Origin of the sequence: Amycolatopsis sp. NPDC050768, assembly GCF_040654155.1 — a bacterium.
Taxonomy (GTDB): Bacteria; Actinomycetota; Actinomycetes; order Mycobacteriales; family Pseudonocardiaceae; genus Amycolatopsis.
The window spans coordinates 1-25,634 of the sequence record NZ_JBFAHL010000017.1; the positions used below are offsets into that span (position 1 = coordinate 1).

26 protein-coding genes are annotated in these 25,634 nt (G+C 71.2%); 15 read left to right on the top strand and 11 right to left on the bottom strand.

What is annotated here, in order from left to right; translation table 11 throughout:
• Positions 1-131: 131 nt before the first annotated feature.
• Both AB0H62_RS37500 and AB0H62_RS37505 read right to left on the bottom strand, forming a co-directional pair.
• Entirely contained in the window at positions 132-938 is an 807-nt protein-coding gene (locus AB0H62_RS37500) for a serine protease (RefSeq protein WP_360591414.1), read from the bottom strand.
• A 141-nt stretch (positions 939-1,079) separates the two neighbouring features.
• Positions 1,080-2,303: an amino acid permease gene (locus AB0H62_RS37505; RefSeq protein WP_220238300.1), complete on the bottom strand. Its 1,224-nt coding sequence runs from the start codon at positions 2,301-2,303 to the stop codon at positions 1,080-1,082.
• 136 nt (positions 2,304-2,439) lie between these two features.
• Between AB0H62_RS37505 and AB0H62_RS37510 the strand changes: the two genes are divergently transcribed.
• From AB0H62_RS37510 to AB0H62_RS37545, 8 genes are all read left to right on the top strand, one after another.
• On the top strand, positions 2,440-2,820 hold the full coding sequence (locus tag AB0H62_RS37510) for a DoxX family protein (protein WP_220238301.1): 381 nt from the start codon (positions 2,440-2,442) through the stop codon (positions 2,818-2,820).
• A gap of 94 nt (positions 2,821-2,914) precedes the next feature.
• The gene (locus AB0H62_RS37515) at positions 2,915-4,033 is read left to right on the top strand and encodes a TIGR03364 family FAD-dependent oxidoreductase (protein ID WP_360591416.1); all 1,119 of its coding nucleotides are present in this window, start codon (positions 2,915-2,917) and stop codon (positions 4,031-4,033) included.
• A complete protein-coding gene (locus AB0H62_RS37520) occupies positions 4,030-4,698 on the top strand; it encodes a phosphonatase-like hydrolase (RefSeq protein WP_220238303.1) in 669 nt (222 codons plus the stop codon). The genes AB0H62_RS37515 and AB0H62_RS37520 overlap by 4 nt, the downstream gene beginning before the upstream one ends.
• 88 nt (positions 4,699-4,786) lie before the next feature.
• The gene (locus AB0H62_RS37525) at positions 4,787-5,287 is read left to right on the top strand and encodes a hypothetical protein (RefSeq protein WP_255637687.1); all 501 of its coding nucleotides are present in this window, start codon (positions 4,787-4,789) and stop codon (positions 5,285-5,287) included.
• A 41-nt stretch (positions 5,288-5,328) separates the two neighbouring features.
• The gene (locus AB0H62_RS37530; protein ID WP_255637688.1) at positions 5,329-5,835 is read left to right on the top strand and encodes a hypothetical protein; all 507 of its coding nucleotides are present in this window, start codon (positions 5,329-5,331) and stop codon (positions 5,833-5,835) included.
• A gap of 178 nt (positions 5,836-6,013) precedes the next feature.
• On the top strand, positions 6,014-6,451 hold the full coding sequence (locus AB0H62_RS37535; RefSeq protein ID WP_220238305.1) for an SRPBCC family protein: 438 nt from the start codon (positions 6,014-6,016) through the stop codon (positions 6,449-6,451).
• 108 nt (positions 6,452-6,559) lie between these two features.
• Entirely contained in the window at positions 6,560-7,996 is a 1,437-nt protein-coding gene (locus AB0H62_RS37540) for an MFS transporter (protein ID WP_354873504.1), read from the top strand.
• Position 7,997: 1 nt separating this feature from the next.
• Positions 7,998-8,420, top strand: coding sequence for a MarR family transcriptional regulator (locus AB0H62_RS37545; protein ID WP_220238307.1), 423 nt, complete (start codon positions 7,998-8,000; stop codon positions 8,418-8,420).
• A gap of 53 nt (positions 8,421-8,473) precedes the next feature.
• On the opposite strand, the gene AB0H62_RS37550 is transcribed toward AB0H62_RS37545, so the two are convergent.
• The 4 genes from AB0H62_RS37550 to AB0H62_RS37565 all read right to left on the bottom strand — a co-directional run bounded on the left by AB0H62_RS37550 (position 8,474) and on the right by AB0H62_RS37565 (position 14,018).
• A complete protein-coding gene (locus AB0H62_RS37550) occupies positions 8,474-10,144 on the bottom strand; it encodes a fumarate hydratase (RefSeq protein WP_360591420.1) in 1,671 nt (556 codons plus the stop codon).
• 577 nt (positions 10,145-10,721) lie between these two features.
• Complete coding sequence (locus tag AB0H62_RS37555; RefSeq protein WP_354873500.1) at positions 10,722-11,753, bottom strand: sigma-70 family RNA polymerase sigma factor; 1,032 nt, start codon at positions 11,751-11,753, stop codon at positions 10,722-10,724.
• A gap of 322 nt (positions 11,754-12,075) precedes the next feature.
• Complete coding sequence (gene dtd / locus AB0H62_RS37560; RefSeq protein WP_220238309.1) at positions 12,076-12,501, bottom strand: D-aminoacyl-tRNA deacylase; 426 nt, start codon at positions 12,499-12,501, stop codon at positions 12,076-12,078.
• Positions 12,498-14,018 carry a class I SAM-dependent methyltransferase gene (locus tag AB0H62_RS37565; RefSeq protein ID WP_360591422.1) on the bottom strand — a complete coding sequence of 507 codons (1,521 nt, stop codon included), beginning with the start codon at positions 14,016-14,018 and terminating at the stop codon, positions 12,498-12,500. Before AB0H62_RS37565 ends, dtd begins: the two co-directional genes overlap by 4 nt.
• 19 nt (positions 14,019-14,037) lie before the next feature.
• On the opposite strand from AB0H62_RS37565, the gene AB0H62_RS37570 reads away from it, so the two are divergent.
• Together AB0H62_RS37570 and AB0H62_RS37575 are read left to right on the top strand one after the other, a co-directional pair.
• The gene (locus AB0H62_RS37570) at positions 14,038-15,321 is read left to right on the top strand and encodes an amidohydrolase (RefSeq protein WP_360591424.1); all 1,284 of its coding nucleotides are present in this window, start codon (positions 14,038-14,040) and stop codon (positions 15,319-15,321) included.
• A 17-nt stretch (positions 15,322-15,338) separates the two neighbouring features.
• Entirely contained in the window at positions 15,339-15,686 is a 348-nt protein-coding gene (locus AB0H62_RS37575) for a DUF3099 domain-containing protein (protein WP_220238312.1), read from the top strand.
• 52 nt (positions 15,687-15,738) lie between these two features.
• Here AB0H62_RS37575 and AB0H62_RS37580 read toward each other — a convergent pair whose 3' ends face one another.
• Genes AB0H62_RS37580 through AB0H62_RS37595 form a run of 4 tightly spaced genes read right to left on the bottom strand, consistent with a single transcriptional unit; the run spans position 15,739 to position 18,673 of the window.
• Complete coding sequence (locus AB0H62_RS37580) at positions 15,739-16,614, bottom strand: carbohydrate kinase family protein (RefSeq protein WP_360591426.1); 876 nt, start codon at positions 16,612-16,614, stop codon at positions 15,739-15,741.
• Complete coding sequence (locus tag AB0H62_RS37585) at positions 16,611-17,525, bottom strand: pseudouridine-5'-phosphate glycosidase (RefSeq protein ID WP_360591428.1); 915 nt, start codon at positions 17,523-17,525, stop codon at positions 16,611-16,613. Before AB0H62_RS37585 ends, AB0H62_RS37580 begins: the two co-directional genes overlap by 4 nt.
• Before the next feature lie 9 nt (positions 17,526-17,534).
• A complete protein-coding gene (locus tag AB0H62_RS37590) occupies positions 17,535-18,182 on the bottom strand; it encodes a hypothetical protein (protein ID WP_220238315.1) in 648 nt (215 codons plus the stop codon).
• Entirely contained in the window at positions 18,179-18,673 is a 495-nt protein-coding gene (locus AB0H62_RS37595) for a pyridoxamine 5'-phosphate oxidase family protein (RefSeq protein ID WP_220238316.1), read from the bottom strand. The genes AB0H62_RS37590 and AB0H62_RS37595 overlap by 4 nt, the downstream gene beginning before the upstream one ends.
• A 103-nt stretch (positions 18,674-18,776) precedes the next feature.
• Between AB0H62_RS37595 and AB0H62_RS37600 the strand changes: the two genes are divergently transcribed.
• Together AB0H62_RS37600 and AB0H62_RS37605 are read left to right on the top strand one after the other, a co-directional pair.
• Positions 18,777-19,019, top strand: coding sequence for a DUF3039 domain-containing protein (locus AB0H62_RS37600; protein ID WP_220238317.1), 243 nt, complete (start codon positions 18,777-18,779; stop codon positions 19,017-19,019).
• Between the two features lie 159 nt (positions 19,020-19,178).
• The gene (locus AB0H62_RS37605; protein ID WP_360591431.1) at positions 19,179-20,018 is read left to right on the top strand and encodes a hypothetical protein; all 840 of its coding nucleotides are present in this window, start codon (positions 19,179-19,181) and stop codon (positions 20,016-20,018) included.
• Positions 20,019-20,060: 42 nt separating this feature from the next.
• Here the strand turns inward: AB0H62_RS37605 and AB0H62_RS37610 are convergent, their stop codons facing one another.
• Positions 20,061-21,194 (bottom strand): YihY/virulence factor BrkB family protein, encoded by a 1,134-nt coding sequence (locus tag AB0H62_RS37610; protein WP_255637690.1) that lies wholly within the window; start codon positions 21,192-21,194, stop codon positions 20,061-20,063.
• A gap of 225 nt (positions 21,195-21,419) precedes the next feature.
• Here AB0H62_RS37610 and AB0H62_RS37615 point away from each other — a divergent pair, with 225 nt between their 5' ends.
• From AB0H62_RS37615 to AB0H62_RS37625, 3 genes are all read left to right on the top strand, one after another.
• On the top strand, positions 21,420-23,168 hold the full coding sequence (locus AB0H62_RS37615; RefSeq protein ID WP_220238319.1) for a DEAD/DEAH box helicase: 1,749 nt from the start codon (positions 21,420-21,422) through the stop codon (positions 23,166-23,168).
• A 440-nt stretch (positions 23,169-23,608) separates the two neighbouring features.
• Positions 23,609-24,748 carry a substrate-binding domain-containing protein gene (locus AB0H62_RS37620; protein WP_354873477.1) on the top strand — a complete coding sequence of 380 codons (1,140 nt, stop codon included), beginning with the start codon at positions 23,609-23,611 and terminating at the stop codon, positions 24,746-24,748.
• Between the two features lie 96 nt (positions 24,749-24,844).
• The gene (locus tag AB0H62_RS37625) at positions 24,845-25,618 is read left to right on the top strand and encodes an ATP-binding cassette domain-containing protein (protein ID WP_220238321.1); all 774 of its coding nucleotides are present in this window, start codon (positions 24,845-24,847) and stop codon (positions 25,616-25,618) included.
• The last annotated feature ends 16 nt before the right edge of the window (positions 25,619-25,634 follow it).

Below are 25,634 nucleotides of genomic sequence, written 5' to 3' on the forward strand. Positions count from 1 at the left end.
CCTCCGGGGTGGGCCCCCCGCCCCCCCCCCCCCGGGGGTCCCGCCCATTCCGGCCTGGGGGTTTAAGCGGCGCCCCCGGCCCGGGCGCGGGCCGCCCCCCCGGGCCCCCCCCGCTTCCGGTCCGCAGGAGGTCAGATCTTCGAAGCCGCCGAAGCGATCGCGCTCGCGAAGCTCGTCACCTCGGTGTACACGCCGGGCGCGTGGGCGCGGGCGCAGCCGGTGCCCCAGCTCGTGATGCCGACCTGCACCCACTCGCCGGCGGTGTCGCGGCGGAACATGGGGCCGCCGGAGTCGCCCTGGCATGTGTCGACGCCGCCGGCCGAGACGTTGCCCGCGCAGATCTCCGCGTTCGCGATGAGGCCGGAGTAGTCGCCGCCCTGCGCCTTGCACGTCGAGTCGCTGACGAACGGCACCTGCGCCTTCAACAGGTAACGCTGCTGCGCGCCGCCCTCGGTCGCGGCACCCCAGCCCGCGACGGTGAACGTGCCGGTGTTCAGGGAAGCGCTGGAGGCGAGCGGAAGCGTCGGGACGCCGCTGACGGGGCTCGCGAGCTTGATCAGCGCCCAGTCACCGCCGGTCGTGTCATACGTGGTGGACCGGTAGACGTAGCTGGAGCGCACCTTCTTCGCGCTGGCGCTCTGCAAATCGACCACGCCGAGCGTCGCCGTGATCGACGTGTTCGAGCCGGTGCGCGTGACGCAGTGGGCGGCGGTGAGCACGATCTGCGGCGTGTACAGCGCACCGCCGCAGCCCATGGAAAGCCTTACCATCCAAGGAAACTCACCTTGCGCTGCCCGGCTGCCGCCCACCACCTGGGTGCCGTTCGTCGACGGCGGCGGGCCGGCCACGGCGGGGGTCGCGAGCCCGACCGCGGCGGCCAGCGCCGTGACGCCGACGAGAGCTTTTCCGAGCAGGGTGAACCGTCTCTTGAAGGTCATGGGGGTTCCGTCCTTCCGGTGTCCACATGGGAACGGGGATACGGGGAGTGATGACTCGACTACATCAGACCCCGAGCAACCGGACAACCAACTTTCTTCGGATCTTTCGGGCGAACGGTCCTCTCGCGTCACAGAACCGGTTCAGTGCCGGCCGGTGGCCCGCCGCACGGCGTAGGCCAGCGCCCCGAGCGCCAGCGCCGCGCACCCCGCCACCACCGACGGCCACGGCAGGCTGAACGCCAGCACCGCACACCCGACGAGCCCCAGAATCGCGACGACCCGCGGCGCCGGGTTCTCGTCCGCCCGCAACCGCAACGCCGCCGCGTTGGCGATCGCGTAGTACGCCAGCACCGCGAACGACGAAAACCCGATCGCCCCACGGAGATCCACTGTCGTCGCGAGCACCGCCACCACCACGCCCACCGCCAGCTCCGCGCGCTGCGGCACCTCGAACCGCGGGTGCACCACGGCGAGTCCGCGCGGCAGGTGCCCGTCACGGGCCATCGCCAACGTCGTGCGCGAGACGCCGAGCACCAGCGCCAGCAACGAACCCAGCGACGCCAGCGTCGCGCCGGCCCGCACGACCGGCGAGAGCCACGGCGCCGCCGCTTCCGCGATCGGGTCCGCGCTCGCCGCCAGCCGCTGCGGCCCGAGCGTGAGCAGCAGGGCGACGGCGACCACGGCGTAGACCACCAGCGTCAGCCCGAGGGCCAGCGGGATCGCTCGCGGAATGGTCCGCGCGGGGTCTCGCACTTCCTCCCCGAGCGTCGCCAGCCGCGCGTACCCGGCGAACGCGAAGAACAGCAACCCCGCCGCCGTCAGAACGCCGCCGCCGTCAAACGGTGCGAACGGCTCGGCCACGAACCCACCTGAGGTCGCACTCACGACCGCCACCGCCAGCACCACCAGCGTGACCACCACGATCACCCGCGTCGCCAGCGCCGACCGATGCACCCCGAGGCAGTTGACCCCCGTCACGGCCGCCACGACACCGACGGCGATCACCGCGCGCCACGGCTGCCCCACGCCGGGCGCCGCGTAGGCCACGACCGTCAGTGTCATCGCCGCGCAGCTCGCCGTCTTGCCGGTGACGAACCCCCAGCCCGCGAGGTACCCCCAGAACTCGCCGAGCCGCGCCCGCCCGTACACGTAGGTGCCGCCCGATTCAGGGTGCCGCGCCGCCAGCCGCGCCGACGACGTCGCGTTGCAGAACGCCACCACCGCCGCGATCCCCAGCGCGGGCAACAGGCCGGCCCCCGCGGCGCCGGCCGCGGGCGCGAACGCCGCGAACACTCCCGCGCCGACCATCGACCCGAGTCCGAGGAACACGGCGTCGGTCAGCCCCAACCGGCGTGCGAGCGGCATCGTGGGTTCCTCTCACCGGTGACGGGCAGCGACAGCCAACCACAGCGGACGGCCGACAGAGGTCGACAAATCACCTCTGTCACACCTCGCGGCTCTCCCTCGTTCCCTCCGCGACCGCCCTTCGAAGGGAGACCCCATGAACGCCGCACTCTGGGCTGGGCAGATCGTCCTGGCCCTGCTCTTCGCCCTGTCCGGCTCGCTCAAGTCCACGATGTCGCGCGAGCGGATGCTCGAAACGGGCCAGACCGGCGCCGCCGCCTACCCGCTGCCAGTGGTCCGGTTCACCGCGATCTGCGAGCTCATCGCCGTGGCCGGCCTCATCCTGCCCCAGCTCACGGGTGTCGCGCCGAGTCTCACGGGCTGGGCCGCCGCCGGCCTCGTCGTGGTGATGATCGGCGCCATGGCCATGCACGCGCGCCTCGCGATCGTCCAGCACAAGGCCGCGGAGTGGCGCAACGTCACGGTCAACGCCCTGATCCTCGCCGTCGCGGTGTTCGTCGCCACCGGCCGCCTCTGACGGATACAACCCCGAGTCACTCCACCGCACGTCTTCACTCTCCGTTCCCCACCGCGAAACTCCCCATTCCCACCGCTGAACGACTGTGGCCCTCGTGCGAATCCTCATCGTCGGTGGCGGCGTCCTCGGCACGATGCACGCGTGGCAGGCGATCCACCGCGGCCACGACGTCGTCCACCTCGAACGCGAGCCCGAAGCCCGCGGCGCCTCCGTGCGCAACTTCGGCCTCGTCTGGGTCAGCGGCCGCGCGGCCGGTCCGGAGCTCGCCACGGCGTTGCGCGCTCGCGAGCTCTGGCAGACGATCGCCGAGCAGACGCCGGCGCTGGGGTTCCGGGCCAACGGCTCGCTCACGGTCCTGCGCACCGAAGCCGAGCGTGCCGTCGCCGAAGCCGCGACCACGAACGCCGACGCGGCCGAGCGCGGCTTCAAGCTCCTCACCCCGGCCGAGACCCGCCGGCTGAACCCGGCACTGCGCGGTGACTTCACGGCCGCCCTGTGGTGCGAGCGCGACGCGGCCGTCGAACCCCGCACCGCCCAGCCCGCCCTGCGCGCGGCGCTGCGAAAGACCGGCCGCTACACCTGGCTGCCCAGCCGCGAAGTCCGCACGCTGACCAACTCCGGCGTCACCGACGACCACGGCGACCACCACGAAGGCGACGTCACGATCTTCTGCACCGGCGCCTGGCTCGGCGGTCTCGTGCGCGAGCTCGCCGGCGAGGTCCCCGTCCGCCGTGTGCGGCTGCAGATGGCACAGACCGAACCCCTCGGCGAGACGCTGACCACGAGCGTCGCCGACGCCGACAGCTTCCGCTACTACCCGGCCTTCCGCGGCGACGCGCTCGCCGAGCTCGGCCGCACCCAGCCCCAGGGCGACGTCGCCGCCGCCCACAAGATGCAGCTGCTGATGGTCCAGCGCCTCGACGGTTCTCTCACCATCGGCGACACGCACGAGTACGACCAGCCCTTCGGCTTCGACGTGACCGAAGACCCGTACGAGCACCTCGCCGAAGTCGCCAGCGCTCTGCTGGGCCGGCCGTTGCCGCGCATCCGCCGCCGCTGGGCCGGCGTGTACGCCCAGGCCCTCGACCCGGCCGCGATCGTGCACCGGGAACGCTTGGCGGACAACGCTTTCCTCGTCACCGGGCCTGGCGGGCGCGGCATGACGTGCTCGCCGGCGATCGCCGACGACACCGCGCGGGAGCTGGGCCTGTGACGACCGAGCTCGTGGTGCTGGACCTCGCCGGCACCACCGTCGTCGACGACGGTCTCGTGGTACGCGCCTTCACGGCCGCGATCGCGAGCGCCGGAGTGTCCGAAGTAGACGAACGCTTCCCGGCGATGCTCGCCCACGTGAACGCCACCATGGGCCAGTCGAAGATCACCGTCTTCCGCGCCCTGCTGCCGACCGAGGACCTCGCGCAGCGCGCCAACGCCGAGTTCGAACGCGCCTACGCCAACCTCGTCGCGGCGGGGGAGTGCGAGCCCGTGCCCGGCGCGGAGGACGTGATCCGCGGGCTGCGCCACGGCGGCGTGAAGGTCGCGCTGACCACCGGCTTCGCGGCCGTTACGCAGCAAGCCATCCTCGAGGCGCTGGGCTGGCGCGACCTCGCGGACCTCGCGCTCGCCCCGGGCGAGGGCTTGCGTGGCCGCCCGTACCCCGACCTCGTGCTCACGGCCGTGCTGCGCCTGGGCGTCACAGACGTGCGTTGCGTCGCCGTCGCCGGGGACACGCCGTCGGACGTGCGCACCGGCTTGTCCGCGGGCGCGCGCGTGGTGGCCGGGGTGCTGACCGGCGCCGGAACGCGCGCCGAGCTCACCGGGGCCGGGGCGACGCACGTGCTGGACTCCGTGCGCGACCTGCCGGACGTGCTCGACTGAAGTTTCCGAAGTTTCCGGCCGGCCCGTGCAACCACCCCGGCCCGGATTCCGTCCGCACGGTATGCGGACAACGGTGAAAGTCCTGGGTGTGAGCGTTCTGCTGCTTTCGGCCGCGGCGTGCGGCGGCGGAGGGGCCGCGCCGGCGGGACCGGGCGCGGCGAGCTCGTCGCCTTCTCCGGCGACGTCGTCGGTGCCGTCGGTGCCGCCGTCAACCACGCTGCCCCCGCCGATGCCGCTGCCGTCCCCGTCCGGCCCGCCGCAGACCCATCCGACGCAGGGCCCGCCGCCCGGCGACACGGCACCGGCCGCCGGCCAGATCGACGCGTCGGCGCTGCCCGCCGGCTACCCCCACGACGTGACACTCGCGCAAGGCGGCAAGGTCGTCGTGATCCACGCCGACGAAGCCGGCTGCGACCACATCATGGCCGCCGCCGGCGGGGAGACCGCGCAGCAGGCCGTCGTGGTCGTCACCGTCACCAAGGCGCCTCACGGCCAGATGTGCCCCATGCACGTGCGCGAGGTGTCGCTGCCCGTGCCGCTGGCCGAGCCGCTCGGCGGCCGCCAGCTGGTGCTGCGCCCCGGTCCGTGAGCGGATGCAACCGGATACGGCCCCCGTTCCGTCCTTGGCTCATGAGGTACTTGACGAAGCTGGTCGGCACAGGCTTGATCCTCGCCACGGTGACAGCCTGCGGCGCCCAGGGGACCATGGCCACGAACCCCGCGTCCGGAGGCGACTCCGTGGCGCCGAGCGGCAGCATCTCGACCTCGCCGTCGCCGGTGCCGAAGCCCCTCCCCAACCCGCCCGGCAAACCGCGGCTCGAGGTGCCGGCCGGCAGCACGCCGGTGCCTGCGGACAAGGTCGATGCGAAGGCCCTGCCGCCGGGCTTCCCGCACGAGGTCTACACGGCCAACGGCGGCACGATCATCAACGTCCGCGCCGAAGAGGGCGGCTGCGGCCACGCCCTCGGCGAGGCGATCGAGCAGACCGCGCAACACGTGGTGCTGGATCTGAGCGAGACCAAGGCGCAGACCGGCCAGATGTGCACGATGGACCTGCGTTACCCCTACATCTCCGTCGCGCTCGCCGCGCCGCTCGGCGAGCGGACGGTGGTCCTGAAGCAGTCACCGCCTCGGTGACGGCTTCACGAAGGCCGGCGCTGCGCGGCTCGCTCGGGGGGTTACCGGCCCGAGCCGCCGGGCACCGGCCGGGCGATCACCCGGGTGCCACCTCCCACCGTGGCACCTGGGTGATCTCCCTCGCGGCGCCCGCCGGCCGAATCGTGGGCGCACCGGCGGAGCCCTAGTCTCACCGGGCATGGGTACCCGCCAGATCTCGCGCACCGCCGTTGTCGCCGCCTCTCCGAAGCAGCTCTTCGACCTGCTCGCCGATCCCGCCAACCACCCGCTGATCGACGGGTCCGGCACCGTTCGCGCCGGCCGTGACGGCGCTCCCTCGCGGCTTTCGCTCGGCGCGACGTTCGGGATGGACATGAAGATGGGCGCGCCGTACCGGATCAGCAACACCGTGGTGGAGTTCGAGGAGAACCGGCTCATCGCGTGGCGCCACTTCGGGGGCCACCGCTGGCGCTGGCTGCTGGAGCCCGCGGGCGACGGCCGGACCACCGTGACCGAGACGTTCGACTACTCCACCGCCCGGTCACCGCTGGCACTGAAGCTGATGGGCTACCCCAAGCGCAACGCCGACGGCATCGAGAAAACCCTCGCCCGGCTTACGAAGATGTTCCCCGGCTGACCGCAATGCGGAGTGAGCTGTACCGCGTTCGGCGGTAGGCGCGGACAGTTAGTTGTAGTGTGCTAAATGTTAGGATTCTACAACTACCTTCCGACTTTGAGGGGTGCCGTGCCGGAGCTCAGCCGTCGGCGGCGGCAGATCGTGCTGGCGGTCTGCTGCATGAGCCTGTTCATCGTCGGGCTCGACAACACGATCGTGAACCTGGCGCTGCCCTCCATCCAGCACGACCTGGGCGCGTCGGTGTCGAGCCTGCAGTGGACGATCGACGCCTACACGCTCGTGCTCGCGAGCCTGCTGATGCTGTCGGGGTCGACGGCCGACCGGCTCGGGCGGCGGCGGACGTTCCAGACGGGCCTCGTGCTGTTCGGCGTCGGCTCGCTGCTCTGCGGTGTCGCCCCCAGCGTGGGACTGCTCATCGCGTTCCGCGCGTTGCAGGCCATCGGCGGCTCGATGCTCAACCCGGTGGCGATGTCGATCGTCACCAACACCTTCACGGACCCGAAGGAGCGCGGGCGCGCGATCGGCATGTGGGGCGCCACGATGGGGCTGTCCATGGCCGTGGGCCCGGTGCTGGGCGGTGTCCTCGTGGGCGCGGCCGGCTGGCGGTCGATCTTCTGGATCAACGTGCCGGTGGTCATCGCGGCGGTCGTGCTCACTGCGGTGTTCGTGCCGGAGTCGCGCGCGCCGCGGCCGCGCCGGATCGACCCGGTGGGCCAGCTGCTGGTGATCGTGTTCCTCGCCGGGCTCACCTACGGCATCATCGAAGGCCGCGACCTCGGGTACGGCTCGCCGCGGATCCTCGTCGCGTTCGTGCTCGCGCTGGTCTCGCTGGCCGTGTTCGTGCCGTACGAACGAAGGCGGCGGGACCCGTTGCTGGAGCCCCGGTTCTTCCGCAGCGCGCCGTTCTCGGGCGCGACACTCACGGCGGTGTCCGGCATCGCGGCGATGGCCGGGTTCCTCTTCCTCAACTCCCTGTACCTGCAGGACACCCGCGGCTACAGCGCGCTGCACGCGGGCCTGTTGACCCTGCCGATGGCCATCATGTGCGCGATCTGCGCGCCCATCTCCGGCCGGCTCGTGGGCACCCGCGGCGCGCGGCTGCCGCTGGTGGGCGCGGGCATCGGCACCGTGATCGGCGCGCTGCTGATGCTCGACCTGTCTTCGACCACGCCGCTGTGGCGGTTGGTCATCGCCTACGTCGTGTTCGGCATCGGGTTCGGACTGGTCAACGCCCCGATCACCTACGCGGCGGTGTCCGGGATGCCGCGGGCGCAGGCCGGTGTGGCCGCGGCGATCGCGTCTACAAGCCGGCAGGTCGGCACGTCACTCGGTGTGGCGGTGATCGGCGCGGTCGTCACCGCCCGCGTCCACGGCTCGTTCGCCGAGGGCCTCGCGGCCGCCAGCCACGCCGGCTGGTGGATCATCGGCGGCTGCGGGCTGCTGGTGATCGTGCTCGGACTCGTCACCACCACGCCCTGGGCGTACGCCACGGCGCGGCGTGTGGGCGTCGAAGAGGAAGCCGACACGGGACTGGTGAAGGCCTGACATGAGCGCCGACGACCACGAGATCGCGACCCGTGTATGGGCCCGGCTGCGGGCGCTCGTCCTCGACCGGCACGAGCGCAAACGCGAGGTGTGCGAGGCGCTAGGCATGAGCTTCATCAAGATCAAGGCGCTGCGCCGGGTCGCGGCGCGTCCGCTCACCATGAGCGAGCTCACCGAGCAGCTGAACACCGACCGGCCCTACACCACGCACGTGGTCGACGAACTCGTCCGCCGCGGCCTCGTGCTGCGCGAGCCGCACCCGGAGGACCGGCGCAGCCGGGTCGTCACCGTCACGGCCCCGGGCGCCGTGGCCGCGGAACGGGCCGAGCGCATCCTGGGGGAGCCGCCGAAGTCGATGCTCGCGCTGTCGTCGGCGGAGCTGGCCGAGCTCGACCGCCTCACGGCGCAGATCACCGACGACTGACACAGCCGCGCCCCGCTCACCGGGCTCGGTGGGCGGGGCGCGGCTGTGTTCGGCTAGCGGAAGCTGATCTGCAGCACCGGTTCGCTGGTGGCGGCGAAGAAGTCGTTGCCCTTGTCGTCGATGACGATGAAGGCGGGGAAGTCCTCGACCTCGATCTTCCACACGGCTTCCATGCCGAGCTCGGGGTACTCGAGCACGTCGACCTTCTTGATGCAGTCCTTGGCCAGCCGCGCGGCCGGGCCGCCGATCGAGCCGAGGTAGAAGCCGCCGTGGTTCTGGCACGCGGCCGTGACCTGCTTGGAGCGGTTGCCCTTCGCGAGCATCACCATCGAGCCGCCCGCGGCCTGGAACTGCTCGACGTAGGAGTCCATGCGCCCGGCCGTGGTGGGGCCGAACGAACCGGACGCGTAACCGTCGGGCGTCTTCGCCGGGCCGGCGTAGTACACCGGGTGGTCCTTGAGGTACTGCGGCATCTCCTCGCCGGCTTCGAGCCGTTCGGCGATCTTCGCGTGCGCGATGTCGCGCGCGACGACCAGCGGCCCCGACAGCGACAGCCGCGTCTTCACCGGCAGCTGCGAGAGCTGCGCGCGGATCTCGTCCATGGGGCGGTTGAGGTCCACGCTCACGACCTCGTCGGACAGGTCGTCCTCGGTCACGTCCGGCAGGAAACGCGCGGGGTCGCGTTCGAGCTGCTCGATGAACACGCCGTCGGCGGTGATCTTGGCCTTGGCCTGGCGGTCGGCCGAGCACGAGACGGCGATACCGACCGGGCAGCTCGCGCCGTGGCGGGGCAGGCGGATCACGCGCACGTCGTGGCAGAAGTACTTGCCGCCGAACTGCGCGCCGATGCCGAACTGGCGCGTCATCTCCAGCACCTGCTGCTCGAGGTTCGGGTCGCGGAACGCGTGCCCCAGCTCGGAACCCTCGGTCGGCAGCGTGTCGAGGTAGCGCGCCGAAGCGAGCTTCGCGACCTTCAGGTTGAACTCCGCCGACATGCCGCCGACGACGATCGCCAGGTGGTACGGCGGGCAAGCCGCGGTGCCGAGGCTGCGCAGCTTCTCGTCCAGGAACCGCGCGAGCCGCTTGGGGTTCAGCACGGCCTTGGTCTCCTGGTACAGGAACGTCTTGTTCGCGCTCCCGCCGCCCTTGGCCATGAACAGGAAGTCGTAAGAAGGATCTGACGATTCCCCGGCTGTGTTGTCCTTGTGGTAGAGCTCGACCTGCGCCGGCAGGTTCGTTCCCGTGTTGCGCTCGTCCCAGAAGCTGGTCGGCGCCATCTGCGAGTAGCGCAGGTTCAGCTGCTGGTAGGCGTCGAAGATGCCCTTCGACAGGGCCCGCTCGTCGTCACCGCCGGTCAGCACGCCCTCCGAGCGCTTGCCGATGACGATGGCCGTGCCGGTGTCCTGGCACATCGGCAGCACGCCGCCGGCCGAGATGGCCGCGTTGCGCAGCAGGTCCATCGCGACGAAGCGGTCGTTGCCGCTCGCCTCGGGGTCGTCGACGATCGCCCGCAGCTGCTGCAGGTGTGACGTACGCAACAGGTGCTGGATGTCCGTGATGGCCGTGCGAGCGAGCGTGCTCAGCGCCGCGGGGTCGACCTTGAGGAACTTCCGGCCGGCCGCTTCGACGGTTTCGACGCCGTCGGCAGTGACCAGCCGGTACTCGGTGGTGGTGTCCTTGCCGAGCGGCAGGACTTCGGTGTGCTGAAACGTGGTGGACGGCACAGCCAGGCTCCTTTGCCCTGATCGGGATCCGACCACGGTACTCAGCGGCCCCCGGTTCCCCGCACACCCGCGCGGCGACTGTGTTGCAGGGCACTCGGCCCGGGTCGTTCGCGGCGGTTTCCCGGCCGTCCGCGCGGCCCCCGGAGTTTGGTTCGGGAGGCCGGGTCCACCCCGACGGACCCGACCTCCCGGGGAAAGCGGACGGATGCGTACACCCGTTCCGCGTGGCTCACCTGGCGTTCCGTTCGCCTAGCACGACAGTCTCGTGACGTAGGTCATAAGTCAACGCGGCCGAACGGGTGCTGCCCACACCTTGCTACCCAGTCACCAACCACCTCAAACGCCGGTGATCGTTTCCCGGTCCGCGTGGGGAACCGGGAAAACGCCGAAGGCCCCGCGGACCGGTGGTCCGCAGGGCCTTCACTTCGACACGTTCGCTTTACTCACCAAGGTGACCACCTTGGGGGTCCAGGGGGCTTGCCCCCTGGCGGGGGTCTGGGGGTTCGACCCCAGGGGACACACTGAAGCGGGTCTGGGCGAGCGTTCTCCGCGAGCACGGCTCGCCCTAACCCCCGCTTCAGCTGGCGTACGCGCGGAGCCGGTCGGCCCGCTCGCCCTGGCGGAGCTTCGCCATGACCTCACGCTCGATCTGACGCACGCGCTCGCGTGAGAGACCGAAGTGCTTGCCGATCTGGTCCAGCGTGCGGGGCTGGCCGTCGTCCAGGCCGTAGCGCAGGCGGATGACGTGCTGCTCGCGGTCGTCGAGCGTCGCGAGGACGCGGCGCAGGTCGTCCTGCAGGAGACCGGAGATGACGGCGCTCTCGGCGTCGGTCGCTTCGGAATCCTCGATGAAGTCGCCCAGCGGGGCGTCTTCCTCGGCGCCCACGGGCATGTCGAGGCTCACCGGGTCGCGGGACTGGTCGAGCAGGTTCGCGATCTTGTGGACCGGGATGCCCGACTCGGCGGCCAGCTCGTCGTGCGTCGCGTCACGGCCGAGCTGCTGGTGCAGGTCGCGGCGGATGCGGGCGAGCTTGTTGACCTGCTCCACGAGATGGACCGGCAGCCGGATGGTGCGACCCTGGTCGGCCATCCCCCTGGTGATGGCCTGGCGGATCCACCAGGTGGCGTAGGTCGAGAACTTGAACCCCTTGGAGTAGTCGAACTTCTCCACCGCGCGGATCAGACCCAGGTTCCCCTCCTGGATCAGGTCGAGCAGCGGCATCCCCCGGCCGGTGTAGCGCTTCGCGAGCGAGACCACGAGGCGGAGGTTGGCCTCCAGCAGGTGGTTCTTCGCCACGTGCCCGTCGCGCACCAGTGCGGTGAGCTCGGTGCGGCGTTTGGTCGTGAGGTCTTCGGCGGAGTCGAGCATGTGCTGCGCGAACACTCCCGCCTCGATGCGCTTGGCCAGCTCGACCTCGTCGGCCGCGGTAAGCAGCGCCGTCTTGCCGATGCCGTTCAGGTACACACGCACCAGATCGGCCGCCGGGCTTTGGGCATCGAGGTCGGCGTCCGTGAGCGTCCCCACACTCACGGGCTCCTCGTTCTGCTGTGCTGGAATCCCACGCTCGCGAATCCCGCGCGCTTCGCGTTCGAGAGTCTGGACTGACATTCTCTGCCTCCCCGGTCACGGGCTGAACGTGTCTCGCCGGTGCTGTGCCTTCGGTGTCGGGCCCTGTGGAAACCCTGGCCTCCGGCCCAGCCGGCTTAGCTGGACACTTGTGGTAACGCGCCGGGTTTCCAAAACGTTCCCGGCTTCTGAAGAAAGGACGGGCACACCCGTCGCCCGGTTGCTCCAGCAACACTGAGCTTTTGCTGAGAAGCGCGCCACAGCGGGAATAATCATGAGAATTCCATGAGAATCCGCGCACGGGGTGAACCATTCGGTGCCCGGTTACGTTCCCGGGCACCGAGAGTGGCAGCGTGACAGTGGTCTAGACCTCAATGAGAACGGTGAACGGACCGTCGTTCACGCTCTCCACGGCCATCATCGCGCCGAAGCGCCCGGTGGCCACGGATGCCCCACGGTCACGCAACTCCTGCACCACGGCGTCCACCAGGGGCTCGGCCACTTCCGGGCGCGCGGCGGCGACAAAGGACGGCCGGCGGCCCTTGCGTGTGTCGCCGTAGAGCGTGAACTGGGACACCACCAGCAACGGCGCGCCCGCACTCGCGCAGGACTGCTCGTCGCGCAGGATCCGCAGTTCGTGGAGCTTGCGGGCCATCGTCGCCGCTTTCACCCGATCGTCGTCGGCGTGAATTCCCAGCAGCACCAACAGTCCCGGTTCTTCGAGGGCGCCCGTCACCGCTCCGTCGACCGTCACACTCGCCCGGGTGACGCGCGCCGCGACGGCCCTCACTGTGACGTCAAAGTCGAAGCAGAAGCCGGCACCAGCATCCCGTGCCGAACGAGTTCGCGCACCACGGGCAGAGCGGCGGCGGCCAGCTCGGCCGGGTCGAGGCCCTGCGCGGCCGCCAGCAGCTCGACGAGGTCCTCCAGCGCCAGCACGCCCCGGCAGCCCGCCAGCAGCCGCGTGGCGAGCTCGTCGACCTCGTGCTGCCACCCGGGCCCGTCGGTGCGGTGCAGGCGCCGCACGGTGGTCTCCCAGCCCTCGTCGCCGGGGGAGTCGACGCGTTCCAGCAGCACGCTGTCGGGCACGCGGAAGGCGGTGCCCATGAGCTCGTCGCCGTGCGTGCGCAGCCAGTCGACGCGGTCGAGCCAGTTCGCCGCCTCCGGGCCCAGCGGGTCGTCGTAGGCCTGGCGCAGGTCTTCGCACACCACGGTCGGCGTCTTCCCGGCCGCGCGGCGCAGCGTGACGAAGCCGAAGCCGATGCCGTGCACGCGGTTCTCGGTGAACCAGTCGAGCCACGCGGCGGCCTTCACCCGGCCTTCGGGCGAGCGCGGGTCGATGCCCTCGTCGCGCAGCCAGGTGCCCACGTACAGCGCGGGGTCGGCGACATCGCGCTGCACGAACCACGCGTCCGTTTCCGCCGGCAGCCAGCGCGCCACCCGATCGGCCCAGTCCTCGCCACCCGTGTGGAGCCAGGAAGCCAGCAGCTGCCCGGTGCCGCCGTCGTTGAGGAACCCCGGCAGCTGGCGCACGACGAGCGCGCTGGCGTCGTCGCCGGCCAGGCCCGAATCGCGATAGGTGTAGTCCACGCGCGGTGGTCCGACCACGAACGGCGGGTTGCACACGATCTGGTCGAACCGGCGCCGCGCGACCGGCGCGAACCACTCGCCGCGCACCAGTTCCACGTCGAGCTCGTTGAGCCGGAACGTGCCGGCGGCCAGCGCGAGCGCCCGCGCGGAGACGTCCGTGGCCGTCACGCGCTGGGCGTGGCGCGTGGCGTGGAGGGCCTGCACGCCGTTGCCGGTGCCGACGTCGAGCAGCGTGCCGACCGGGCGCCGGCTGGTGGCGCGGATGAGGCTGAGTGACGCGTGGCCGACGCCGAGCACGTGGTCCTCGGGCACGACGTGGCCGAGCAGGTCGGCGTCGAGGTCGGCCACGACCCACCAGGAGCCCTCCTCGTCGCCGTGCGGGCGGATGTCGAGGGCGGCTTTGTACCCGTCGCCGTCGGCCGCGAGGATCCCCGCCGCGACGGCGGCTTCCGGTGTCAGCGGCGAAAAAGCGGACTCAACGGACTTTTCGGACTCGGTGAGCCCGAGCAGGAACAGCCGCACGAGCGTGCCGAGGTCGCCCGCGTCGAGGCTCGCGCGCCGGGCGGGCTCGGGCTCACCGCGGCCGAGTGCCGCGTGGGCCGCGCCGCCGAGGGCGTCGACCACCCCGTCGGCGTCGTAGTCGGCGCGCCGGAAGGCCTCGCGCAACCGCGCGCAGACGTCGTCGGACAGGTCGGGCAGAGGCGTGTTCGTGCTCACGGTGGGTAAGCCTGCCACGATGGGTTCTGTGACCTCCCATGCAGTCGAACGTGTCCTCGCCCCGCTCGCCACGGCCCTGCCCGGCCTGGAGGCGCTCTACGTCGACTTCCACCGCCACCCCGAGCTGGCGTTCGCCGAGACCCGCACCGCGGCCGAGCTGGCGCGCCGGCTCGAGGCCGACGGGTTCGAGGTCCACCCCGGCGTCGGCCGCACCGGCGTGGTCGGCGTGCTGCGCAACGGCGAAGGCCCCACGGTGATGCTGCGCGCCGACATCGACGCGCTGCCGGTCGAGGAGAAGACCGGCCTCGAGTACGCGAGCACCGCGCGCGGCGTCGACGAGTCGGGCAACGACGTGCCCGTGATGCACGCCTGCGGGCACGACATGCACGCCACCTGGCTGTCGGGCGCCGCGAGCCTGCTCGCCGCCGCGCGCGAGGACTGGTCGGGGACGTTGCTGGTCGTGTTCCAGCCCGCGGAAGAGGGAAACGGCGGCGCCTCCGAAATGATCGCCGACGGGCTGTTCGACCTCGCCGGTCGCCCCGACGTGGTCTTCGGCCAGCACCTCGTGCCCGGTCCGGCCGGCTGGGTCCTCACCAGGCCGGGTGTGCTCATGGCGGCCTCCGACACGCTGCGCATCACGCTGCACGGGCGCGGCGGCCACGGCTCGCGGCCCGAGACCACCGTCGACCCGGCCGTGATGGCGGCGTCGGTGGTGCTGAAGCTGCAGACGGTGGTCTCCCGTGAGGTCGCGGCCACCGAACCGGCGGTGGTCACCGTCGGCTCGCTGCACGTCGGCTCGGTCGGCAACGTCATCGCCGACGACGCCGTGCTCGAAGTCAACACCCGCGCGTTCGGCGACGGGGTGCTGCTGCGGCTGCGCGCGGCCATCGAGCGCATCGTGAACGCCGAGGCCGTGGGCGCGAACGCGCCGAAGCCGCCGACGATCGAGCTGCTCAACTCCTACCCGGCGACCTCGAACGACGAGACCGCTTCCGACGAGCTCACCGAGGTGTTCCGCGGGCACTTCGACGACGGCACCGTGCTGCCGGCGCCGCTCGTGACCGGTAGCGAGGACTTCGGCGAATTCGGCGCGGCGGCCGGGGTGCCGTCGGTGTTCTGGCTGGTCGGGGGCCTCGAACCACAGGAAGTGATCACGGCGATGACCGAGGGGCGGTTCGAGAGCGACATCCCGTCGAACCACTCGCCGCGCTTCGCGCCGATCCTGCACCCGACGCTGCGCGCGGGCGTCGAAACGCTCGTCGTGGCCGCGTTGTCACGGATGTCCCACCCGGGTGTCGGATGACGGCCCGGAGTGGGAGCATGAGCGGTGGAGGTGGTGCTGTGAACGAGCCCGCCCGAGGTTCCGATCCCCGCCCGGCTCCGGTGCTGATCACCGAGGCAGAACCGTCCTACGACGATCAGCTGGCCGCACGGAAGAAGAAGTACATCATCATGATGGTGTGCCGCATCCCGTGCCTGATCCTGGCCGGGCTGACCTACCACACGTGGTGGCTGGCGCTCACGTTCCTCGTGATCTCAGTGCCGCTGCCGTGGATCGCGGTGCTGATCGCCAACGACCGGCCGCCGCGCAAGACGCAGAACGTCAACCGCTACGAGCGGGAGGCGAAGCAGATCGAGAACCGCGAACACCGGGTGATCGACGGCTGAAGGCCGCTCGTGGGTGCTGCCGCCGGTTCTCGCCGGCAGCACCCACGGGTTTTCAGGCTGAGGGCTGGGGGCCGAGGCGGCTCACGGCCAGCGCGCCCAGCCGCGTCCCCGCGCGCAGGACGTCCACAGTGGACTGCCCGGCGAGCCAGGTGGTGAGCACACCCGCGTCGAACGCGTCGCCCGCGCCCGTGGAGTCCACGCACACGGCTTCGACCGCGGGCACGGTGGTCACGCCGTGGGCGTCGACCCAGGCGGCGCCGCCGAGGCCGGCCGTCACGACGACCGCGCCGACCGTGCCGAGCAGTTCCTTGGCCGACAGTGGATCGGTCGAACCCGTGAGCGCCACCAGTTCCTCGGTGTTGGGCATCAGCAGGTCGGTGCCGCGCACGTCGTCGAGGAACGCCGCCGGGTCGTGGATGTGCGCCGCCGCCTGCGGGTCGACCGACGTGGTGAGCCCGGCTTCCTTCGCCGCCGCCAGCGCCGCGAGGCCCGCGGGCCGCGACGACGGGTCGAGCAGCACGTAGCCCGACAGGTGCAGGTGACTCGCGCCGGCCAGCGCCTCGGGCGTCACGTCCTCGGGCCGGAACCGCTTGTTCGCGCCGCGGTCGGCGAGCATGCTGCGCTGTCCTTCGGCGTCCACCATCACGACGACGCAGCACGTGGCCGCCTCGGGGTCGACCGCGAACGCGCAGCGCACGCCCGTCGCCTCCAGTTCGGCCTTGATCAGCCGGCCGCCCGAGTCGTCGCCGATGCGGGCCACCAGCGTGGTGTCGGCGCCCAGGGAACGCAGCCACAGCGCGGTGTTCGCGCCCGCGCCGCCGCCGGTGAAGCGGATCTGCGCGCGGGCGTCGCCGCCGTGGGGGAGCGGTTCGTCGTGGCGGGCGACCACGTCGAGGCCGGCGTCGCCGACCACCACGATGCCGGTCACGCGCGCACCGCCAATGCGACGGCGACCTCGGTGGCGAGCTTGGCGTTGTTGAGCACCAGGGCTTCGTTGGCGTCGATGCTCACGCCGCCGCTTGCGGTGTGGAAGTGCTCCAGCAGCACGGGTGTCACGTCGGAGCCGTGCACGCCGCCTTCGCGCAGCTTCGCGAGCCCGTCGGCCAGCAGCCGGTCGTGCACCTCGCGGTCCATTTCGGACTCTCCCGGGATCGGGTTCGTCAGCAGCACACCGGAATTCGCGTACGCGCGGTGCGCGGCGATCACGGCGGCGGCTTCCTTCGCGTCGTCCACGCGCCAGCCGACCGGGTGGCCCGACGAGCGCAGGTAGAACGCGGGGAACTCGTCGGTGCGGTAGCCGAGCACCGGTACGGAGTTGGTCTCCAGCACTTCCAGCGTCGCCGCGATGTCGAGCACCGACTTCACGCCGGAGCACACCACGACCGTCGGCACCTTCGCGAGCACACCGAGGTCCGCCGACACGTCCCAGCTCTGCGCCGCGCCGAGGTGCACCCCGCCGAGGCCGCCGGTGGCGAAGACGCCGATCCCGGCCGCGGCGGCCAGCGCCGACGTGCCGGCCACGGTGGTCGCGCCCGAGCGGCCGAGGCCGACGGCCGGGCCGAGGTCGCGCAGCGAGAGCTTGTCCAGCCCGGCGCCGGGCGCGCACACGCGCTCCAGCTCGGCGGGCGACAGTCCGATCACCGGACGCCCGTCGAGCACGGCGATCGTGGCCGGCACGGCGCCGCCGTCGCGCACGACCTGCTCGAGGCGGTGGGCGACGTCGAGGTTGCGGGGGTGGGGCAGCCCGTGGGAAAGGATGGTGCTCTCGAGGGCGACGACGGGGTGGCCGTCACGCAACGCCGAGGCGACCTTCTCGTGGAGGAAGAGTTGTGTGGTCACGGACGGACATCATCGGTGATCGCCGGCGTGCTCCCGCCGGCGGGTCAGCTCGGCCGCCAGGTTGCGCCGCGCGGCCGTCTCCCAGCGTGCCCGCGCGGTTTCGCTGCGGTACAGCAGGGGCCGGGCCAGCAGGTTCGCCAGCACCGCGGCGCGCCCGGCGGCCCAGGCCGGGTCGTCGTACTTCGCGTACTCGCGGCGGACGGCGGCGGCGTACCCGGCGTAGACCGCGGGCGTGGCGCCGAGGATGGCGAGGTCGGCGTCGAGCACGGCGGTGGCCGCTTGGTCGTCTTCCGGTGCTTCGTGGGCCGCGGTGGCGAGCACGAGGGCCTCGGCGCGCGCGACGTGCTGCGCGCCGGCGCCCGCCCGGGTGAGCCAGTGGCACAGCCAGGCGGCGCTCGCGCGTTCGTCCTCGCCCGGCACGGCGTCGTAGACCACGTCGTGCGCCCACGCGGCCAGCGCGACGGCGGCGCACTCGTCGGGGCCGAGTCCGGCTTCGGCGGCCAGCTGCGCACCGTCGCGCGCGACGGCCGTGGCGTGGGCGAGGTCGTGGTAGTGGCGGTGTGGTTCGCCGTAGCGCGCTTCAAGCTCGCGCCAGGCTTCGCGGGCCACGTCCTCGTCGCCGCCCACGTGCGCGACCGCGGCGCCCCAGGCCGTCACGACGTGAACTCCCAGCGCGTCGGGGAAGTCGTGAAGTCCTTCTCCCGCAAGGCGAACACCGTCTCGGGCCGCACCCGCACAGACGCGTTCACGGCCGGGTCGAGGAAGTCGATCCCGTACGCCGTCTCGTACTTGGCGTTCATCGCGTCGAGGAATTCGCGGATCTCCTTCGCGTCGGCGACGAGCTCGGCCGGGCCACTGACCACCACCGGCTCTTCGGGGTCCTCCGTCGCGACGGACACGGCCGAGCCGGCCGCGACGTTGCGCGCCTTCACCGAGCGCAGCGACGAGGAGAACCACAGCACCTCGCCGGTCCACACGGCCCACACCGGCATGAGGTGGGGGAGGCCCGCGGGCGTGACGGTGGCGAGCCAGTAGTCGTGGGAGGTGCACAGCCGCTCGTCGGCCCAGCGCCACGGCAGCAGCCCGGCCGAAGCGGGTGCGATGCCGTAGCCCGGCATGTGCGGCCTGGTCGCGATCGGTCCGTCCATGACGCGGCTCCCGCCGTCCGGTGCCCTCGGCGCTCCTGGGGCACTGACGATAGTCCCGCGGCCGGTGATTCCGGCACCCGCGCGACTGAGGCATGATGGACGCGTGAGCACCGAGACGCTGACGAAGCCGGAGACCGACAGCACCGAGTCGACCGACGACGACTCCCCGAAGATGTTCCACTACGTGCGCAAGAACAAGATCGCCGAGAGCGCGGTCATGGGCACGCACGTGGTGGCGCTCTGCGGCGAGGTCTTCCCGGTCACGAAGTCGCCCAAGCCGGGTTCCCCGGTCTGCCCGGCCTGCAAGGAGATCTACGACGGCCTTCGCCCCGGCAAGGACAAGTAGGCACCACGAGCAGGTCCCGACGACCCGCCCCGGGCGTGGCCCCTCAGGCACGCCCGGGCGAACAAACGTGAAAATCATTCACCCGGTGGCTGTGGAGCCGGGAAAGAACTGGTAGATCTGCGATCCCGCCAGTTCCTTCCCGCAGCAGGAGACCTCCACATGCGCAGAACCGGGATCGTCCTCGCCCTCGTTGTGGTGCTCGCGGCCGCCGTGCCGTGCCTCGCCCAGGCCGTCACCGGGTGGACCGCCGTCGGGTCCGACCGCGCCCGCCCGCTCGACGAGAGCCAGGGCCTCGCCACGATCGTCCGCCCGTCGGGCACCACCATCCGCTACACCGGCGTCGCCACGGTCGACGTCGGGCTGGCCGTGCAGGGCTGGAACCACGTCGGCGACCCGGGTTCGGCGCAGGGCTGGTACGTGGAGCCCTACCAGCGCGACGACCGCGGCGCGAAGCTCTTCCGCGTGCAGGCGCCCGACGGCACGCAGACCGACTACAAGCACGCGCTGGAGCCGTGGGAGGGGAGCAACAACTCCTTCGCCGCCGTCTCGCCCGACGCGCGCTGGCTGGTGGCCGGCGAGTGGGGCACGATGGACCGCCTCCTCGTGCACCCCATGCCCGGCGTCGCCTTCACCGACCCGTCGCAGAACCTGCCCTACGCCTCCGCGATCCGCCTCGACCACCAGGTCCGCGACGTGCAGGGCTGCGACTTCGTCACGGCCACGCGCCTGATGTGCGCCTCCGACGACCCCGAGGGCAGCCTCTTCGGCACCACGAAACCGCTCCTGCAGGTCGACCTCGACGCGCCGCTGTCCAGCTCTGACGTGACCGGCCACGTGACGTCGCTGGGCCAACTGCCGCTGCAGAGCGGGTGCGGCGGCACCTTCGAGGTCGAGGGCATCGACTTCGACGAGCGCGACAGCACCCTGCGCGTGATCGTGATGTCGCCGAGCGTCTGCATCGCCGTGGACAGCAAGACCTGGCGGTTCCAGCGGCGGTGACCGAAGTCCGTGAGGGGCACCGCTACGGAGCCGGGGTGCCCTTCACGGCAGCTTGCGCACGGCGTCGTGACCGGACTGGTCGGGCAGCTCGCCCGCCGCGTCCTCGTCCGGAACCGCTTCCTCGTGCGGCTCTTCGGGTTCGGCGTCCGCGGCACGTTTGGGGCGCCGCAACGGGATCGTGGTGCGGTCCCAGAGCGTGCGCCCCTCCTCGGCCCGCATCCGCTCGTTGGCCCGCTCCATCTCGAGCCGGCGCCACTTGCGGCGCTGGCGCCGGGTCGCCTTGGCGGGCCACAGTTCCTGGATCGCGCTGTTGAAGTACGCGCCGCCGACCACGGCCAGGCCGATGAAGAACATCAGCAGCAGGAACGCGATCGGCGCGGCGAGCGCGCCGTAGGTGTAGCCGGTCTTGGTGATCCAGTTGAGGTAGATGCGCAACCCGATGCTGGAGACCAGGAACACGAGCATCGCGAGCACCGCGCCCGGCAGCCCGCGGTGCCAGGGCAGCCGCCGCGGCAGCGCCAGCTTGTACAGCGTGGTCAGCGCCAGCACGATCATCACGCCCAGCACGGGGTAGTAGAGCGTGCCGACCCACGCCGACACCGTGTCGCGCCAGGCGAGGGGGAAGAACTCCGGCAGCAGGTCCGGCCCGATCGCCAGCAGCGGCAGCCCGACGACGAGGATCACGAGCCCGCACAGGTACAGCAGCAGCGCGAAGATCCGTTGCCACACCTCGTTGCGCACGCCGTACTGGTCGTGGGCCACGGTGATGGCGTCGACGAACGACGACATCGCCGACGAGCCCGCCCACAGCGAGATGACGAAGCCCACCGACACGATCTCGCCCTTGCCGACCGTGAGGATGCTGTTCACCGTCGGCTCGATGATCTCCTGCACCGCGTTGGTGCTGAAGATGGTGCGGCTGAAGGTGATGATGCGGTCGTGCACGGCCGCGACCACGCCTTGGCCGAACCACTCGCCGACGAAGCCGAGGCTGCCCAGCAGCCCGAGCAGCAGGGGTGGGAGCGAGAGCGTCTGCCAGAACGCGGCTTCGGCGGCCTCGGAGAAGATGTTGCCGTCCCAGGCCTTGGCGAAGGTGCGCGTGATGAGGCGCCACGGCCCTTTGCGTGCCGTCTTCGTCGCCGTCGCCGCCTCGGCGTCCGGTCTCACCTCACCCATGGTGGGTCCCAGCATGGTCCATTCGCGGGAATTTGGCTCGTCGCGGGTCCCCTCCCCGGGCGTGTCGGGGGACATCACCCGTGGCGGTGCCGGGCGCCGCGGGGCCCGGAAGGTAAGCTGCCCGAAGTGCCCTCACCGCAGTCGCCGGCGTCGAAGCCGGTACCACAGTGGGGGTTTTCGCACGTCACGGCCGCGACTCGCGGCCTGGGGAGGGGGTGAGCGAGGTTGTCCGAGACGACGACGCAGGGGGTCCTCGGGGCACCACCCGCCGAGCAGGACACCACCGCGCGGCCGCTGCGCGCGTGGCAGCGCCGGGCGCTCACGAAGTACCTCTCGAGCAAGCCGAAGGACTTCCTCGCGGTCGCGACGCCCGGTGCCGGCAAGACCGTGTTCGGTCTCCGCATCGCCGCCGAGCTGCTGTCGGACCGCACCATCGAGGCCGTCACGATCGTCACGCCGACCGAGCACCTCAAGCACCAGTGGGCGGGTGCGGCCGCGGCGGCGGGCATCGACATCGACTCGAACTTCCGCAACACCACCGGCGTCACGTCGTCGGACTATCGCGGCGTCGCCGTGACCTACGCGCAGGTGGCCGCGCACCCGACGCTGCACCGCGTGCGCACGGAGAACCGCAAGACCCTGGTGATCCTCGACGAGGTGCACCACGCCGGCGACGCGAAGTCGTGGGGCGACGCGACGCGTGAGGCGTTCATGCCCGCCGTGCGGCGCCTCGCGCTCACCGGGACCCCGTTTCGTAGCGACGACTCGGCCATCCCGTTCGTCACCTACGAGCCCGACGAGGGCGGCTTCCAGCGCAGCAAGTCCGACCACAGCTACGGCTACGCCGACGCGCTCGCCGACGGCGTGGTCCGGCCCGTGGTCTTCCTCGCCTACTCCGGCGAGGCCTCCTGGCGCACGAGCGCGGGGGAGGAGTTCACGGCGCGCCTGGGCGAGCCGCTGACCGCGGAGCAGAACGCGCGGGCCTGGCGCACGGCGCTCGACCCGTCGGGCGAGTGGATCCCCTCGGTGCTGCAGGCCGCCGACACGCGGCTGTCGCAGGTGCGCCAGAGCGTGCCCGACGCGGGCGGGCTGGTCATCGCCACCGACCAGGAGTCGGCGCGCGCGTACGCGAAGATCCTGGAGCGCCTTTCGGGCCAGACGCCCACGCTCGTGCTCTCGGACGACCCGAAGGCCTCGGGCCGCATCAAGGAGTTCTCCGACTCCACCGACCGCTGGATCGTCGCGGTCCGCATGGTCTCCGAAGGCGTCGACGTGCCGCGCCTGGCGGTCGGCGTGTACGCCACCAGCGCCTCGACCCCGCTGTTCTTCGCCCAGGCCATCGGCCGCTACGTGCGGGCCCGCAAGAAGGGCGAAACGGCGAGCGTCTTCCTGCCCAGCGTGCCCGTGCTGCTGGAGCTCGCCAGCGAGCTGGAGGCGCAGCGCGACCACGTGCTCGGCAAGCCCCACCGCGAGAAGGACGGCTGGGACGACGAGCTGCTCGCCCAGGCCAACCGCACGGAGGACGAACCGGGCGAAGAGGAGAAGGCGTTCACCTCGCTCGGCGCGTCGGCCGAGCTCGATCAGGTGATTTACGACGGTAACTCGTTCGGGACCGCCGTCTTCTCCGGCTCGGACGAGGAGCAGGAGTACCTCGGCCTGCCCGGGCTGCTCGAACCGGACCAGGTCCGCGCCCTGCTGCGCAAGCGGCAGGAGGAGCAGCTCTCCGACGAGAAGCGCCGCAAGCCCGAGGCCGAGAAGGCCGCTCCGGCACCCGCGCGGCCCCAGTCGGTGAGCGAGCGCCTCGGCTCGCTGCGCAAGGAGCTCAACGCGCTGGTCGGCGTCTACCACCACCGCACGAAGAAGGCCCACGGCGCGATCCACAACGAGCTACGCAGGGTGTGCGGCGGCCCGCCGACCGCCATGGCGACCGTGGAGCAGCTCGAAGAGCGGATCGTCACGCTCCGTTCCTGGTGAGGCTTGCTCCGTTCGAGGGCGCCCGGGCGACCGTCCGGGGACCGGGAGCCGGGCCGACCCGCGGGATGGCTCGGCCGGTGCCCGAATCCTGCCCGCCTGACCGTGGCGCGTAGATCGGCAGCGTGTAACGGGATTTGCGCACCTAACGTGTCCGGGGGACTCCGCTGCGGCGCCGAGGGGCGCTCGGCTCACGAAGAGTCAGCGAAGTCGATCTCATCACGCTCGGTGCGCACTGGCGATCACTCCGTCAGTGGATTTACCCTTTCCGGGCTGTGGTCGGGCCGTGTTGCGAAACCGTGTCCAATTGGTGTCATTTAATCGATCCAGCTATCTTCCGCGAAGCTGCTCAGCGGCATATGTTGTCGGCCACAACATATGCGCGTCGGTGCGCCGGGTCTTCCGGATCACCGCCCCGCGAGCATGATCCGGAAGGAACGAGGATGCGCAGCAGAACCCTTACCCTCCTTGCCGCCACGGTGAGCGCCGGCCTGGTGCTGACCGCGTGCGGTGCCAACTCGAACTCCGGGGGCACGGGGGACAGCTCCGCCTCCGGCTCGGCCTCCGCCCCCGCCGGCGGCGGCGCGAACGGCAAGGTCGGCGTGATCCTGCCCGAGACCGCCACCTCCGCCCGGTGGGAGGCGTTCGACAAGCCGATGCTCCAGGCCGCTCTCCAGGCCCAGGGCTTCACGGCCGACATCCAGAACGCCCAGGGTGACAACCAGAAGTTCTCGACCCTGGCCGACGGCTTCATCAGCCAAGGCGTGAAGGTCCTGGTCATCGCCCCGTCCGACCCGGCCGTCGGTGCCGCGATCGAGGCCAAGGCGAAGACCGCGGGCATCCCGGTCATCGACTACGACCGCCCGAGCCTCGGCGGTTCGGCCGACTACTACGTCTCGTTCGACAACGAGAAGGTCGGCGAGATCCAGGCCCAGGGCATGGTCGACGCGCTGAAGAACAAGCCGGGTGCCTCGGTCGTCCAGATCGAGGGCGCTCCGACGGACAACAACGCCACGCTGTTCGGCGACGGCCACGACAAGGTCCTCAAGCCGCTGTACGCCTCGGGCGCGCTGAAGCTCGTCCGCAAGCAGGCCATCAACGACTGGGACCCGCAGCTCGGCGGCACGACCTTCGAGCAGATCTTCACCTCGGCCGGCGGCAAGGTCGACGGCGTCGTGGCGGCGAACGACGAGCTCGCCGGCGCGGTCATCACCGTGCTGCAGAAGAACGGCCTCAACGGCAAGGTCCCGGTCACCGGCCAGGACTCGACCGCGGCCGGCCTGCAGGCCATCCTGCGCGGCGACCAGACGCTGACGATCTTCAAGCCGATCAAGCAGGAGGCCGAGAACACCGCGAAGCTGGCCGCCGCTCTGGCCAAGAATGACAAGGCCGCCGCCGACGCGATCGCGACCGGCACGCTGCACGACCCGCAGAACAACCGCGACCTCAAGTCCGTTCTGCTCACGCCGGAGCTGATCACCGTCAACGACATCAAGACCGTGGTCCAGCAGGGCTACGTCAAGGCGTCGGACATCTGCACCGGCGACCTCGCCGCCAAGTGCACCCAGTACGGCATCTCCTGAGCTGACTGAGTAGCACACCCCAAAACAGCCGGGCCGGGATGCGTTCCCCGACAACGCATCCCGGCCCGGTACCCACGCGAGAGATATGCGAACCCCATGAGCGAGCCCATTCTCGACATCAAAGGTCTGAACAAGAGCTTCGGCCCGGTCCACGTCCTCCACGACGTGGACTTCGCTGTGCGAGCGGGTGAAGTGACCGCGCTCGTCGGCGACAACGGCGCCGGCAAGTCGACGATGGTCAAGTGCATCGCCGGCATCCACCCGTACGACACGGGAACCGTGCGGTTCAACGGCCAGGAAGTCCACATCCACAGCCCGAAGGACGCGGCCGATCTCGGCATCGAGGTCGTGTACCAGGACCTCGCGCTGGCCGACAACCTCGACATCGTCCAGAACATGTTCCTCGGCCGCGAGCGCGGCAGCCAGTGGCTGCTCGACGAGGCCAGCATGGAGAAGGCCGCGCGCGAAACGCTGGCCTCCCTGTCGGTGCGCACGGTGAAGTCCGTGCGCACGCCCGTCTCCGCGCTCTCCGGTGGTCAGCGCCAGACGGTCGCGATCGCCAAGTCGGTGCTGTGGAACAGCAAGGTCGTGATCCTCGACGAGCCGACCGCCGCCCTCGGTGTCGCACAGACCCGGCAGGTGCTGGACCTGGTCCGCCGGCTCGCGGAGCAGGGCCTCGGCGTGGTGCTGATCAGCCACAACATGGCCGACGTCTTCGAGGTCGCCGACCGCATCGACGTGCTGTACCTGGGCCGGCTCGTCGCCGAGGTCCAGACCAAGGATGTGACCACGAGCCAGGTGGTCGAACTCATCACCGCCGGCCGGTCGGGCGATCTCGGCTTGGCCCGCCCCGAAGCCGTCGTGCTGTGAGCAACGAGAAAGAATC